The organism is Paenarthrobacter sp. C1 (genome assembly GCF_049315185.1).
Classification (GTDB): domain Bacteria; phylum Actinomycetota; class Actinomycetes; order Actinomycetales; family Micrococcaceae; genus Arthrobacter; species Arthrobacter nicotinovorans.
In genome coordinates this window covers 3,780,288-3,794,368 of record NZ_CP186052.1, presented here as the reverse complement: position 1 = coordinate 3,794,368, position 14,081 = coordinate 3,780,288, and the positions used below count along the sequence as shown (strand labels likewise).

Annotated in this window: 10 protein-coding genes; 9 read left to right on the top strand and 1 reads right to left on the bottom strand. The window is 65.0% G+C overall.

Annotated features, from left to right (window positions below; genetic code table 11):
- Position 1: 1 nt before the first annotated feature.
- From ACNAOU_RS17700 to ACNAOU_RS17660, 9 genes are all read left to right on the top strand, one after another.
- Entirely contained in the window at positions 2 to 607 is a 606-nt protein-coding gene (locus tag ACNAOU_RS17700) for a TlpA family protein disulfide reductase (protein WP_018776974.1), read from the top strand.
- Positions 608 to 612: 5 nt separating this feature from the next.
- The gene (locus tag ACNAOU_RS17695) at positions 613 to 1,368 is read left to right on the top strand and encodes a cytochrome c biogenesis CcdA family protein (RefSeq protein WP_422757383.1); all 756 of its coding nucleotides are present in this window, start codon (positions 613 to 615) and stop codon (positions 1,366 to 1,368) included.
- Entirely contained in the window at positions 1,368 to 3,077 is a 1,710-nt protein-coding gene (gene resB / locus ACNAOU_RS17690; RefSeq protein ID WP_079580939.1) for a cytochrome c biogenesis protein ResB, read from the top strand. Before ACNAOU_RS17695 ends, resB begins: the two co-directional genes overlap by 1 nt.
- Positions 3,077 to 4,144 carry a c-type cytochrome biogenesis protein CcsB gene (gene ccsB, locus ACNAOU_RS17685; RefSeq protein ID WP_018776971.1) on the top strand — a complete coding sequence of 356 codons (1,068 nt, stop codon included), beginning with the start codon at positions 3,077 to 3,079 and terminating at the stop codon, positions 4,142 to 4,144. Before resB ends, ccsB begins: the two co-directional genes overlap by 1 nt.
- A 177-nt stretch (positions 4,145 to 4,321) precedes the next feature.
- Positions 4,322 to 6,409 carry an Hsp70 family protein gene (locus ACNAOU_RS17680; RefSeq protein WP_422757382.1) on the top strand — a complete coding sequence of 696 codons (2,088 nt, stop codon included), beginning with the start codon at positions 4,322 to 4,324 and terminating at the stop codon, positions 6,407 to 6,409.
- Positions 6,410 to 6,412: 3 nt separating this feature from the next.
- The gene (locus ACNAOU_RS17675) at positions 6,413 to 8,482 is read left to right on the top strand and encodes a LuxR C-terminal-related transcriptional regulator (protein WP_422757381.1); all 2,070 of its coding nucleotides are present in this window, start codon (positions 6,413 to 6,415) and stop codon (positions 8,480 to 8,482) included.
- Between the two features lie 174 nt (positions 8,483 to 8,656).
- Positions 8,657 to 10,018, top strand: a complete 1,362-nt coding sequence (locus ACNAOU_RS17670) for an IniB N-terminal domain-containing protein (protein ID WP_422757380.1) — start codon at positions 8,657 to 8,659, stop codon at positions 10,016 to 10,018.
- A gap of 130 nt (positions 10,019 to 10,148) precedes the next feature.
- On the top strand, positions 10,149 to 12,032 hold the full coding sequence (locus ACNAOU_RS17665; protein ID WP_413303694.1) for a dynamin family protein: 1,884 nt from the start codon (positions 10,149 to 10,151) through the stop codon (positions 12,030 to 12,032).
- The gene (locus ACNAOU_RS17660; RefSeq protein WP_422757379.1) at positions 12,029 to 13,507 is read left to right on the top strand and encodes a dynamin family protein; all 1,479 of its coding nucleotides are present in this window, start codon (positions 12,029 to 12,031) and stop codon (positions 13,505 to 13,507) included. The genes ACNAOU_RS17665 and ACNAOU_RS17660 overlap by 4 nt, the downstream gene beginning before the upstream one ends.
- Here ACNAOU_RS17660 and ACNAOU_RS17655 read toward each other — a convergent pair.
- Positions 13,488 to 14,078, bottom strand: a complete 591-nt coding sequence (locus ACNAOU_RS17655) for a hypothetical protein (RefSeq protein ID WP_422757377.1) — start codon at positions 14,076 to 14,078, stop codon at positions 13,488 to 13,490. The genes ACNAOU_RS17660 and ACNAOU_RS17655 overlap by 20 nt on opposite strands.
- Positions 14,079 to 14,081: the final 3 nt, after the last annotated feature.

Genomic DNA, 14,081 nt, shown 5'->3' with positions numbered 1-14,081 from the left:
CATGGACAACAACCTTTCACGTCGAGGCGTTCTTACCGCCGGCGGTGTCCTGCTGGCGGGACTGACCATGGGGCTTTCCGCATGCGCCCAGAAGGACTCCCTTGCGGAGCAGGCAAAGGCGGGCGACAACAAGAACTATGTGGCCGGCGACGGCTCGGTGACGGAATTCGCCAAAGCCGACCGCGCAGCGCCCGTAGCCCTCAAGGGCACCCTGTTCAACGGAAATGAAGTCAAGCCCGAGGACCTCAAGGGCAAGGTCACGGTCCTGAACTTCTGGTTTGCTGCGTGCGCTCCCTGCCGGATCGAAGCGCCGCAGCTTGAAGCGCTGCACCAGGAATTCAAGGACCAGGGCGTCCAGTTCTTCGGCGTGAACCTCCGCGATGAAAAGGCCACCGCTGAGGCCTTCGACAAGACGTTCAACCTCACCTACCCGAGCTTCAACGACAAGGACGGGTCCGTGCTGCTGTCCGTGTCCGGCATCGTCCCGCCCGGTGCCGTCCCCACAACCCTGGTCCTTGATAAGGAAGGCAAAGTTGCCTCCCGCGTGCTTGGCGAGATTGAAAAGAGCACCTTGAAGGCCCTCATCACCTCAGCCGTGGGCGAGTAGTCGCCGTGAACAGTCCTTTCGCCGAGACCATCCTCAACGGTTCCCTGCTGCTGGCCGTGCCGGTCGCATTGCTGGCCGGGCTGGTTTCGTTCCTCTCGCCGTGCGTGCTGCCGTTGGTACCCGGGTACCTGGGGTACGTCACCGGGCTGACCGGCGTCGACCTGCAAAAGCAGCGGCGTGGCCGGATGTTGGCGGGGATCGGGCTGTTTGTCCTTGGATTCTCCGTAATTTTCGTGCTCCTGGGCGGCGCCTTCGGCCAGCTCGGGACGCTGCTGACGGGCCCGCAGAACGCCTGGATCACGCAGCTGCTGGGCCTTCTGGTGATCGTCATGGGCGTCGTGTTCATGGGCGGCTTCGGCTGGCTTCAGCGTGATGCCAAGATCCACGCCAAACCGCCGGCCGGACTGTGGGGTGCGCCGCTGCTTGGACTCACGTTCGGTTTGGGCTGGGCACCATGCATTGGCCCGACCTACTCCGCGGTACAGTTACTGAGCTTGTCCGGCGGATCGTCGGCGGCCAAAGGTGCACTCCTGGCGTTCATCTACAGCCTTGGCCTGGGCATCCCGTTCCTCCTGATCGCTCTGGCCGTCCGCCGGGGGATGGGCGTCATGTCCTTCTTCCGCAAGCACCGTTTGGCCATCCAGCGGATCGGCGGAGGCATCCTGATTTTGCTCGGGATCCTGATGACCACCGGTGTGTGGGGCCAGTGGGTGACCGGGTTGCAGTACTGGTTCCAAAATGACGTGAAGTTGCCAATCTGATGAGCGAGTCCGTGAAAGCCAAGAAGAAGTCACCATCCGCTGAAGGCGCCACCACAGCGGAAGGAAAACTCCAGCAGGCCAAGTCTGAGGCCGCGGTACCCGTGCTCGGATTCAAGGGCATGCTCAGGTGGGCCTGGACCCAGTTGACGAGCATGCGTACAGCGCTGTTCCTGCTGCTCCTGCTGGCCGTGGGTGCAGTGCCGGGTTCGCTGTTCCCGCAGCGCGCCGCCAACCCTGTCACGGTCACTGAGTGGATCAAGAACAACCCTGCAACCGGGCCGTTCCTGGATGCCCTCCAGATGTTCGACGTCTATTCATCCGCCTGGTTCTCGGCCATCTACATTCTGCTGTTCATTTCGCTGATCGGCTGCGTGACCCCCCGCGCCATTGCGCACTACAAAGCCATGAAGTCACAGCCGCCGCGCACTCCCAAGCGCCTTTCACGGCTTCCGGAGTACGGCACCCTGGCGCTGCCCGCCGACGCCGGGATCCCGGCGTCGAAAGCCATCAACGATGCCGCCGGGCTGCTCAAGAAGCGCGGTTACCGCGTCGACGTACGCGACGCCGACGGCGCCCTGCCGTCCCTGGGTGCCGAGCGTGGCTTCCTGAAGGAAGTCGGTAACCTGGTGTTCCACACCTCGTTGATCGGCGTGCTGGTGTCCGTGGCCATCGGCGGCCTGTTCGGATACAGCGGCCAGCGCATCCTGGTCGAAGGCGAAACTTTCGTCAACACCCTGGTTGGCTATGACCAGTTCACCCCGGGCACCAACTTCCAAAGCAGCTCGCTGCAGCCGTACTCGGTCCGTTTGGACAAGTTCCAGGCAACGTTCGACCGGGAGTCGCCAAAGAAGACCGGCCAGCCGATCGACTACACGGCCGAGGTCACCACCAAGGAAGACCCAGGCGCGCCCGAACAGAAGGAAGTGCTGAAGGTCAACGACCCCATTTCCCTGGGCGGAACAAGCCTGTACCTCACGGGCAACGGCTATGCACCCGTGGTCACGGTCCGGGACGGCGACGGCAACGTGGCTTTCCAGGGTCCGGTGACTGCGAAGGTCCAGGGAGCCAACTACTACTCGTCCGTGGTCATCAAGGTCCCGGACGGCACTCCCGACCAGCTTGGCTTCAACGGCTTCTTCCTGCCGACCGCCTTCGAGTCGGAACAAGGAATCTCCTTCAGTGCCGACCCCGCTTTGGCCAACCCGCAGTTGAACCTGGATTCCTACTACGGCGACCTGGGCCTGGATGAGGGAACGCCCCAGAATGTCTTTGAGCTGGACGTCAAGAACCTTACCCAGCTGAACGGGCGCAAGCTCGAGGCCGGCGGCATCGTGCTCGGTTTGGGCCAGACCGCAACTCTGCCCGAAGGTAAGGGAAGCATCACCTTCGACAGTGTCAAGAAGTACATCGGCGTTGACATCCACCACAACCCCGGCCAGCTGTACGCCCTTATCTTCGGCCTGCTGGCGGTGGGTGGCCTGATGGTTTCCCTCTACGTCAACCGCCGCCGGGTCTGGGTCCGCACCGGAACCCACCAGGACGGGCGCACCATGGTGGAGTACGGCTTGCTGGCACGCGGTGAAGACCACCGCCTCGCCGGAGAAGCCGCAGCACTGCGTGAAATCTTTGCCCGCGAATGGAACCTCCCGGAATCACCGGAGCCTCCCGCACCTCGAACCGTCTCTTCCTCAACCTCGAAGGACCAGTAATGCCAGCCATCAACGAAACCCTGGGCCAGTACAGCGAGCTGTTCATGCTGTTGGCCGCCGGCACGTACACCGTGGCGTTCATCGCCTTTGCCTGGGATCTGGCGAAGAGCAGCAAGACCTTCCAGGCAGTGGATTTGAAGGCAGCAGCCAGGTCCACCAGCGAAAAGGTCAGCGTTGCAGCCGGTCGCGTTGGGGCTGCCCTGTCAGGTCCCGACGCCGGCGGGCCGGCCGGCCGGGCCGAGCGTCCGACGTCGGGCCCCACCCATGCAGGCGGGACTGCGGCAGGCGACATGCGGTACACGGCCGAACGGCGCGTTCCCGCTCGCGTGGCAGTGGCCTTGACGGTGCTTGGCGTGCTGATTCACGGCGCAGGAGTGGTGACCCGGGCATTGGGCGCCGGCCGCGTGCCGTGGGGCAACATGTATGAATTCCTCACCACGGGCGCTTTCGTTGCCGTGGCCGTCTTCCTGATCACGCTGATCCGCCGCGACCTGCGGTTCCTCGGCACGTTCGTGCTGGGCTTGGCTATCATCATGCTGGTGGCTGCGTCGGTGTCCTTCTGGACCCCGGTTGGCCACCTGGTCCCCGCATTGCAGAGCTACTGGCTCATCATCCACGTCTCCATCGCGGTCCTGTCATCCGCTTTGTTCACCCTGACCTTCGCCATGTCCGTCCTGCAGTTGCTGCAGTCGTACCGGCAGAAGAACCTGGCGGCCGGCCGCGCAGACAACCTGGCCTTCATGCGCGTGGTTCCCAACGCCCTGAGCCTGGAGAACCTGTCCTACCGCATCAACGCGATCGCGTTCATTGGCTGGACGTTCACGCTCATGTTCGGCGCGATCTGGGCCGAGAAGGCCTGGGGCCGGTTCTGGGGCTGGGATCCCAAGGAAGTCTGGACCTTCGTGATCTGGGTTGTCTACGCAGGCTACCTGCACGCCCGTGCCACCCGTGGTTGGACAGGCACCCGTGCAGCGTGGTTGTCAATCGTCGGATACGCCTGCGTCATCATCAACTTCACGTTGGTAAATACCGTTTTCAACGGCTTGCATTCCTACTCCGGCCTCTAAGGTCCAATCCGGCGCTGAGCAGGAGCTTTACTTCAATAGTCATCAGCGGCCTCGGGAAATTGACAATTCGGTGTAGCAATTAAGCCTTTTGCGTGTCCGGAGCAGGTGCTAACTTGTTCAAGACCCGCTAGTGAAGCAGCTCGCTTGCGTCGTGCCATGTGAACTTTCGAGGTACCCATGAGCTATGTTCTCGCCATTGATGTCGGGACAAGTTACACCGCCGCAGCTCTTATCAATCCTGGGCGGAGCGCCGCACCCACGCCTGAAATCCTGCCCCTTGGGATCCATGGAAGCACTGTGCCCTCGGTGCTTTTCTACGCGGACGACGGCCGGATATTGGTGGGCGAGGCGGCTGAACGCCGGGGCCTGGACGATCCCCGGCGGATGGTCAGGGAATTCAAGCGCCGTATAGGCGACTCCGTTCCACTCGCTGTGGGTGAGGGCTGGATGTCGCCCGAGGACGTGTACGCCACCATGGCCCGATGGGTGGTGGACAGGGCCGAAGAGCGGGAGGGGAGTCTGCCGTCGTCGATCATCATGACGCACCCCGCAGCGTGGGGCGCGCACCGTACCTCGACGGTCCTCGCCGCCTTGAACGTTGCGGGCCTGCACGATGTCACCCTGATCAGCGAACCAGTTGCCGCCGCCCTGCACTACGCCACCCAAACCCGCGTGGAGGACGGCAGCACCATCGCCGTGTATGACCTTGGCGGCGGAACGTTCGATACCGCGGTCCTGCGCAAGGCGGGCGCCGGCAGCTTCGAACTCCTGGGCCGTCCCGACGGCATTGAAACCCTTGGCGGCGCCGATTTCGACGCCGCCGTTCTGCGCCACGTCATGGGTCACCTCGGGGACGCCTTGGAGGGACTCGAGCCGGAGGCGCCGGAAAGCAAGGCAGCGTTATCCAGGCTGCGGCGGGAGTGCCGCGAAGCCAAGGAAGCGCTGTCCATGGACAGCGAGGCCAGTATCGCCGTCGCGCTGCCGGGAACCCAGCGGACCCTGCGGCTGGTGCGGTCCGAGTTCGAGGCCCTGATCGAGGCGTCCATCCGGGAAACCGTGCACGCTCTCGAGCGGAGCCTGCGCAGCATCCACCTTGAGCCCGGGGACCTGAGTACCGTGCTGCTCATCGGCGGCTCGTCCCGCATTCCCTTGGTGGCGGAAATGATTTCGGTGGAACTGGACCGTCCGATCGCCGTCGATGCCGATCCCAAGTCGTCCATCTGCCTTGGCGCCGCTGTCGCGGGTCTGGGTACCGCAACTGCAGCAGATCTGGAAGCGGCCGAAGCTGAGGCTGCCCCGGCGACGGTGATGGAAGGACGTGGCGTTGCCAAGCGGGCGAAGACTGCGCGGCCGCACGTCGCCGGCTCCAGGCCCCACCTCGGTGCCGTCAAAGCCGCGGTCGCTCCCGGGGGCGCACACCGCTCCCACGTCCGCCTGGCCGCAGCGGCGGTTGCAGCAGCAACTGCGCTGACCATTGCCACCGCCACGGCGGCGCAGAGCCCTGAAGGCAGCGGCATTCTGGCGTCCATGTTCGGAAACCAGGCTGCCGACGTCATGCGCGGCGACGGCTCGCCGGTTGCCGCAGCCCAAGCCAACGGCGGGGGCGGTGCCGCCCCGGGTGCGGCACCGGCGGTGGGAGGTCCGACGGCGGGACTTGAGGCCAGTGCCCGCGCAGGAGTGACGCGAGCGGGGACCGGGACCGGAAAGAGCCCGGCACGGTCGGGAAGCACGGGAAGCGGCTCAGGTGCGGGACCGGGGGCCGCCCAAGGCCAGACAGCCGGTACCGGCGGAGCAGGCAGTGCGGCCGGGACAGGCGGTGCGGTCGGGACAGGCGGTGCGGCCGGGACAGGCAGTGCAGCCGGGACAGGCGGGGCTGCCACTACAGGCGGGGCTGCCACTGGAACCACGACGCCGGGGACTCCCGGAAGCGGCTCCAGCAACCCTCCGGCGGCGACGCCCACCCCGGAGCCTACAGGTGGGGCCGCCAGCGGACCCACACCACCACCGGCAACGACGCCACCCACTGTGCCGCCGCCGGTAACCGATCCTTCCACGCCACCTGTCATACCGACGGACCCGGTTACCCCATCGCCGGTACCCACGGTGCCGCAGCCAGAACCCACAGTGACCCAGGACCCTGCTCCACCGTCGCCTGAACCAACAGTGCAGCCTGAGCCCACCATCCCGCCGGCCACTGTCGCCCCGGAGCCCCTGCCAACAGAGACAAGTCCGGCCCCGGATCCAGCACTGACTCCGGCGGTCTGACCCATGACGGGACAGGACCACCGGCCGCGGCATTTTCCGCCCGGGCGGGATGAGCAGCCGTCCGGCCTCCCGGCCGACGCCCCGGGGGAGGCGCCGGGCCCTGAACTGTCCGGTCAGCCCGCCGCAGTCCAGGAGTTGCTGCTGGCGCTGTCCTTGGGTTTTTCCCTCCACTCCCTTCTGCCCGGCAGCCTTGAACACCGCGAAGACCTGGACTCGGTCATCCACGTGGCAAGGGACGCCGGGCTGATATCGCCTGATGGATCAGTGGTTGGGACCGTCCACTATGCCTTGCTCTCGAGCACAGCGCCGGCGCGCATCCGGGCCCTGCAGAGGGAACTGGTGGACAGGACCGCGGCAGAGGGCCGTCCTTTGGGCGACGTTGCCCGGCAGCTTGCGCAGAACGGGTTCCAGGATCCACGGATCGTCGCGGAGCTGGAGCGTGCCGCGGAGGGGGTTCTGGACTCCGAGCCCGGCCTGGCGGCCGAACTCTATGCAGAAGCACTTCTCGCCGGAGGACAGGAGACCACCACCGCGGCCAGGCGGGCGCAGGCAGCGGCGGCCTTGGGCGATCTGGACACTGCCGGCAGGATAGTGGACCGGCTCCTGGCAACGCCGGAGGCGCCTCACATCCGCCTGGGAGTTGACGTTGCTGCGGCTGTTTGGGCACAGCGGGGCATGCTCTCCCGGAGCGCGGACACGTACACCTGGCTGGGGCGGGACAGGATCGACGGGTCGGCGCCCCTTGCAGCCGTGGCCATGATTGGTTCAGGCAACGTTGCGGGCGCCGGTCAGTTGGCGGCTGCTGCCTCGCCGGAGGGCTCACCTACACTCCTGGCTGTGGCTCTGTCATTGACCCAGCAGGGACTTCGTCAAACACTGGGACCCACGCCGCAAATCGCACTGCCCGAGCTCATCAGGGCCTCCGACATGATGAACGCGGCCGGCACGTCGATTCCCCTTGTGGAGACACCGGCGGCCCTTGCCGCGCTGTGCGCCCTCCACACCGGGGAAGCCGGCATCGCCGATATGGTCCTCAAGGCAGCGCTTGCCGCCGGGCAGGGCGGCAATACTGCCCGTCCCAGGCTGTTCCTGTTGCAGGCCTGGACCGCCATGCAGCAGGACAACCCGGACGAAGCCCGCTTGGCCATCAACGAAGCAGTGAAAGCGAACCACTGGCCCCTGGCGCCGAGGGATGATTTCCTGCTGGCTGCATTGGATGTCGGTTTGGCACGACGCGGCAGCGAAGTCCACGAGCTGCTGCTGGCGTGGGAGCGGGCCCGCGAGGCAATGATGCACGTGTCAGTGGACCTGTTCAGTCTCCTGCCCTGGGGAGAGCTCATGATCGCCGCCGCACGGTTGCGGGAGACCCGCCGGGTGGGGCATTACCTGGACGGTGTCTGGCACTTCCTTGGCCGGCTGGGGGATGCCCCATTATGGTCGGTACCCCTGCATTGGGCTGGAGTGCAGGCAGCCCTTCTTAGCGAGAGCCCGGCCGAACTCGCTCCCCACGCTGCTGCGCTGGTGCGTGCCTCCGAACACAGCCACCTGGCGTCCGTGCTCGCCGCAGCGGGCAAAGCCTGGGTTTCGGTCCTGGCCGCACGGTTTGAAGCGTCCGACGTCGAAACCGCCGCCCGTGGTTTGGCCTCGGTCGGATTGCCCTGGGAAGGCGCACGGCTGGCCGGCCATGCCGCTGCGCACGCCGAAGAGCGGCGGGACATGGTGCGGCTCCTTGCCTGTGCCCGGGACATCCACCCCCAAGGGGTTTCCCCATCGGCCCCGCCTCAGGAGCTGGCCGGCGCTTCACAAGCTGACGTCTCCTTGCATGCACTTGCCGGGGAGTACGGGAGTCCGGGGGTTCAGGATTCATCCGGGCTCAGCCCCAGGGAGCGCGAGGTCGCCCGGCTCATCCTGGAAGGCAAGACCTACCGCGAGATCGGCGAGGCCATCTACATCTCGCCCCGCACCGCGGAACACCATGTGGCGCGCATGCGGCGTCGCTTGGGAGCGGAAAACCGTTCAGAGCTGCTGGTCCGCCTGCGCCTGGCGTTGGGGGAGGGGTACCCCCCTCCGTAAGCGGGACCCCCTCAGCCCCCTAACGGAAAACCCGGCAATCCCCTAACGGCAGGGCATGGGGTAGGGGGACCACCCCCGATGCCCGGTCTTCGGTCCCGGCAATACGTTGAATGCAAGCCCGGCAAAGGCGCCGGGCCAATTTCGAAAAACCACAGAATTTGAGGGAGCACTCCAATGCCAACACTCGCACAACAGCTCGTGCAGTTCCTGATGAGCCTGTTCAACGATCCTGACGCCGCAGAAGACTTTGTACGCGATCCCGAAGCGGCCCTCGCCGCTGCGGGCCTGCGGGATGTCTCCTCCGCAGATGTCGACGCCGTCCGCCCCGTGGTCCTCGACTACGCACCCATCAATGCCCGGTCGTCCTTCGACCGTGAATACAACACCGGAGGAAACCACGCTACGACCGGCGGCGGACGGCCCGAGCACGATGGCGGCGGCTGGAGTGGCGGCGGACGCCCGGAGCACGATGACGATCACGGCGGCGGCGGCGGTGCCGGCGGTGGTTGGGATGGCGGGCATGACGGTCATGACCACGACCATGACCACGACGACGATCACGGCGGCGGTGGCGGTGCCGGCGGTGGTTGGGATGGCGGGCACGACGGTCATGACCACGACGACGATCACGGCGGCGGCGGTGGCGGTGCCGGCGGTGGTTGGGGCGGCGGGCACGACGACCATGCACATGCGGTCCAGCAACTCGTCCACGTGGTGAACAACTACTCCTACACCACCACCATCGATGACCGCGACACGATCACGGACCAGTCGGTGAACCAGAACATCTGGGCCAACGGAGATGTCTCCCAGATGTTCAACCAGGACGCCGTGATCGCCTCCGGTGATGGTGCCATTGCCGCCGGCGACGATGTCACGAATTCCGGAAACACCACGACCACAACCACCACCACGAACAACGATGACCACACCGTGGACAACTCGGTCAACGTCAACACCAGCGGCAACAACAACGATGTCTCGGTGGGCAACGACTACTCGGATCATTCGGTGACCAAGGACTCGTACAACACCGACGATTCCTACAACACCGAGGATTCGTACAACACCGATGTTGACGTGGACGTGGAGATCGAGGATTCGTTCAACGAGGACAACTCCAACCACACAACGAATACCACCAACACAACGAACACGACCACCACAACCAACACCACCAACACGGCCACGGACTCGTTCAACGACAACTCCACGGACGTGGATGTCGATCTGGAGGACGTACAAGTGGTGAACGACTCCGTGGTGGTCCAGGACAACGAACTGGACCTGGAATACTCGCCGGACTACTCCACCAACGTGGAAGTGGACGACGTCAACGTCATCAACGATTCCATCGTTGTGGCCGACAACGAGTTGACCTACACCGAGGACAACTCCACCACCGTAGGCGACGTCGACGTTGACTACACCAACGTCGAGGACAACGTTGTTGTGGCGGATAACGAACTCGATGTCGAGTACAACGACATTGATGATTCGGTGGTGGTTGCCAAGAACGACGTCGACATCGACTGAGGCAGCACCCTCCGCGCAGGAGTTGCAAGCACAAGCGCGAAACCCCAGCAGTGCCCGGCAGGTGGACCCCCTCCTGCCGGGCACTTCGTGGCCCCCGGACAAGGGGCGGCATGTGAGCAAAGGAAGAACCGTGGCGGAAACAGTACGCATGACCACCCTTGTGGAGCACGGGATAGCACTGGCAGGTGAGCGGAACGACCTCAGGCGGCGCTTGGACAACACGCTCCGACGCCTCCAGGACCCCAGCGTCAGGGTGATTGTGGTGGGCGAGTTCAAACAAGGGAAGAGCCAGCTCATCAACGCTTTGGTCAACGCCCCTGTGTGCCCGGTGGATGACGACATCGCCACCACCGTTCCCACGCTGGTAAGGCAAGGTGATCCGGCGTCGGCGGTTGTCCTCGTCCCTGCGGCCGATCCCCCCGGGCCGGACAGCTTTACGGACATCGACGGCGGTGAATCGCGCCTTGAGCGCAAGCCCGTGCCGTTGGCCGAATTGTCGGACTTCGTCTCCGAGAAGGGCAACCCGGGAAATGCCAGGAACATCGTTGCAGCGGAGGTCGCCCTTCCCAGGAAGCTCCTGTCAGGCGGGCTCTGCATTGTGGATTCCCCGGGAGTGGGAGGACTTGGCTCAAGCCACACCCTGACCACGCTCACGGCATTGCCCTCGGCACATGCCATGCTGTTTGTCTCCGATGCGTCCCAGGAGTACACAGAACCGGAAATGCGCTTCCTCCGGCAAGCCATGCGCGTGAGTCCCAACGTAGCCTGCGTGCTGTCCAAAACAGACCTCTATCCGGCATGGCGCCAGATCGCTGAGCTGGACAAGGGCCACCTGGCCGACGTCGGGCCGGACATCCCCCTGTTTCCTGTCTCTTCGGAGCTGCGGCTCGAGGCCGCGAGGCTCCAGGACGCCGAATTGAACAACGAATCCGGATTCCCGGAGCTGGTCTCCTACCTGCGAAACGCCATTGTTGCTGAGGCGGCCCTCATCCAGCGCCGGTCCGTAGGCAACGACCTGGTGTCGGTTACGGGGAACCTCATGCTGGCGTTGCGGTCGGAACTTGGGGCCTTGGAAAATCCCGAAGACACACCGCAGATGATCGCGGGCCTGAAAGCGGCCAAGGACGATGCCGACGCGCTCCGGAAGAAGTCCGCCCGATGGCAGACCACCCTGAATGACGGCATTGGCGATCTCATCGCGGACATGGAATATGACCTCAAGGACCGTCTTCGGCGAATACAACGCGAAGCCGAGGCGGCCATTGACCAGGGCGATCCCGGTCCCGCGTGGGAACAGTTCGCCAAGTGGCTTGAACAAAGCGTTGCCGCCGCCGTGTCCGACACTTTCGTGTGGACCAGCGAGCGGGCACAGTGGCTGGCCGGACAGGTGGCAGAGCATTTTTCCGAAGACGAAGTGGCTTTGCCTGCCCTCCACGTTGCCGACACCGGCGGAGTGCTTGACCCCGTGGCAGAAATCCAGGACATGGAAGATGGCCGTATGGGACCTGTGCAGAAGGTTCTGATCGGCATGCGCGGGTCCTACGGCGGGGTGCTGATGTTTGGCCTCTTGACGGGTTTGTTTGGCTTGGCCCTGATCAACCCGCTGTCTGTGGGGGCCGGGCTCATGCTGGGCCGGAAAGCGTATCGGGAGGAGCAGGAAGCACGGCTGAAACGTCGGCAGGCAGAGGCCAAACTCCTGGTGCGGAAGCAGGTGGACGACGTCGTGTTCCAGGTGGGCAAGCAACTCAAGGACCGGTTGCGGCTGGTTCAGCGGGCCACCCGGGATCACTTCACCGACATCGCAGAGGAACACCACCGTTCCCTCACCGAATCCGTGGCTGCGGCGCAGAAGGCGGCAGCCACCTACGCTGCCGAGCGGGACCTGCGGATCAAGGAGATCAAGAACCAGCTCAAAGCCGTGGAAACCTTGCACGCGGTTGCCCGGCAACTTCAGGAAGAAGGGGCCGGAGGACAGCACGCCGTTCCGGCGTCGTCCGCGGTTCCGGCGGGATGATCGAATCGGGAATCGCCGGCGCAGCGGAGCTGCTCCGGCAAGCGCGGGAGGTCTTCCAGGGGGACCCGGCTGCCCTGGCTGTCCTGGACGACCTCGACCAACGCCTTGCCGGGCCGTTGCGCATTGCGGTGGCCGGAATGGTCAAAGCCGGAAAGTCCACCCTTCTCAATGCCATCATCGGCGAGGAGATCGCTCCTACCGACGCCGGTGAGTGCACGAAGATCGTCACGTGGTACCGCTACGGGCACGCTCCCCGTATCACCCTGCACCCCTCGGTAGGCGGGCCGCAGGCGCTGCCAGTGCGCCGTGAAGATGGCCACTTGGTGTTTTCATTGGGGGAATTCCAGGCGGAGGACGTGGAAAAGCTCGTGGTTGATTGGCCGGCAGCCAGCCTCCGGGATCTCACCTTGATCGACACCCCTGGCATCGCTTCCCTGTCCAAGGATGTATCCGGGAGGTCCACGGCCTTCCTGCTTCCCGAAGACGCTCCCACCGCTGCGGACGCCGTCATCTACCTGATGCGTCATTTGCACGCCTCGGATGTCCGGTTCCTCGAATCCTTCAAGGACACCGCCGCCGGGAAGTCCGGGACGGTCAATGCCCTCGCTGTCCTGTCACGCGCGGATGAGATAGGTGCCGGCAGGATAGATTCGCTCATTTCCGCTGCCGTGATTGCCGACAGATACAGCCGGGACGAAAACCTCAAACCGCTCGCACTGGGAGTGGTACCCGTGGCGGGACTGCTGGCGCAGAGCTCCAGGACCATGCGCCAGGGCGACGTGGACGCCCTCATGCTCCTGGCGCGCATGGACCGGAACCAGCGCGAAAGGATGATGCTCTCTGTTGACCGCTTTGTCCGCGCGGCCGGACCGGAAGGCATGGAGCCCGGCCTGAAGGCTTCCCTGGTTCAACGGTTCGGGCTGTTCGGGATCAGGCTGGCAGTGGCCCTGATCCGGGGCGGAATCACCAACCCGACGGAACTGGCGCACGAACTCGCGCGACGCAGCGGACTCGGCCGCCTGCTGGACACAGTGGCCTCCTTGTTCCAAACGCGGGCCGACGCACTCAAGGCGCGTGCCGCCGTCGTGGGTTTGGAGTCACTGCTGCGCGGCTCCCAACCCGGCCAGTCAGCAGTCCTCGAACCGGCGCTGGAGGAGTTGCTCGCCGGCGCGCACGAATTCCGCGAACTCAAGCTCTTGGGCTCGCTGCGGACAGGTGGTATGGTCCTGCCACCCGGGCAGGCAGAGGACGCGGAACGACTGGTGGGCGGCCGCGGCAACCTTCCGTTCCAGAGGCTGGGACTTCCCCCGGACGCGGACGCGGAGGAGATCGCGCGCGAAACCCGCAGGGCCCTTGACCGTTGGCGGCAGATCGCGGAAAACCCGTTGTTGGTCGAGCCTTCGGCGGTGGAAGCCTGCCGGGTTGTCCTGCGCAGTTGCGAAGGTATCCTGGCGGCTATGCCCGCCGCCCGCTGAGCAGCCAGGCTGTCGTCGACGGCAGGAAAAGCAGAATCAGGCCGGCTGCAGCGAGGATGAATTGCGCGGCGAGAAGCACCATGGCCATGACGCCGTCATTGCCCGGAGCCACCACATAATCAGCGGTGATCACGGTGACGACGGCGTGGAGGAGGAGCAGGGGAGCCAAGGCCCAACGGGGCCACGTGCGTCGCCTGAAAAGGATCGCCAAGAGGACTACTTCCATCGCGACCACCACGGCGATCATGGCCAGGCTGCCGAGGAATACGACGGCGGCGGCCCCCTCGACGGAGTTGGCGTCGCCGTCCGGGACCATGGACTGGATAACGCCCTTCAAGCGTTCAAAGTGGGCGTCGCGGCCAAGGAACCCCGTGAAGACCACAGCGATGCCGGCCACGAAACTTGCCAGCCACAGAGAACGGGACAACCGGGCCGGGCCGGGAGGCTTTACCGCTGCAGGGATGGGCGGCGGAGAGGAAAGGGACATGCCCGGGCGCTGGGGTGGCGCCGGTGGCCCGCTGACTGATGGCGTGGAGGGTGACTGCCGTGAACCATCAGCTTGCTGGGCCATGTT

Coding starts and splice junctions, on each gene's coding strand:
- ACNAOU_RS17660 (WP_422757379.1), top strand. CDS start 12,029: ATGATCGAATCGGGAATCGCCGGCGCAGCGGAGCTGCTCCGGCAAGCG.
- ACNAOU_RS17680 (WP_422757382.1), top strand. CDS start 4,322: ATGAGCTATGTTCTCGCCATTGATGTCGGGACAAGTTACACCGCCGCA.
- ACNAOU_RS17655 (WP_422757377.1), bottom strand. CDS start 14,078: ATGGCCCAGCAAGCTGATGGTTCACGGCAGTCACCCTCCACGCCATCA.
- resB (WP_079580939.1), top strand. CDS start 1,368: ATGAGCGAGTCCGTGAAAGCCAAGAAGAAGTCACCATCCGCTGAAGGC.
- ccsB (WP_018776971.1), top strand. CDS start 3,077: ATGCCAGCCATCAACGAAACCCTGGGCCAGTACAGCGAGCTGTTCATG.
- ACNAOU_RS17670 (WP_422757380.1), top strand. CDS start 8,657: ATGCCAACACTCGCACAACAGCTCGTGCAGTTCCTGATGAGCCTGTTC.
- ACNAOU_RS17700 (WP_018776974.1), top strand. CDS start 2: ATGGACAACAACCTTTCACGTCGAGGCGTTCTTACCGCCGGCGGTGTC.
- ACNAOU_RS17675 (WP_422757381.1), top strand. CDS start 6,413: ATGACGGGACAGGACCACCGGCCGCGGCATTTTCCGCCCGGGCGGGAT.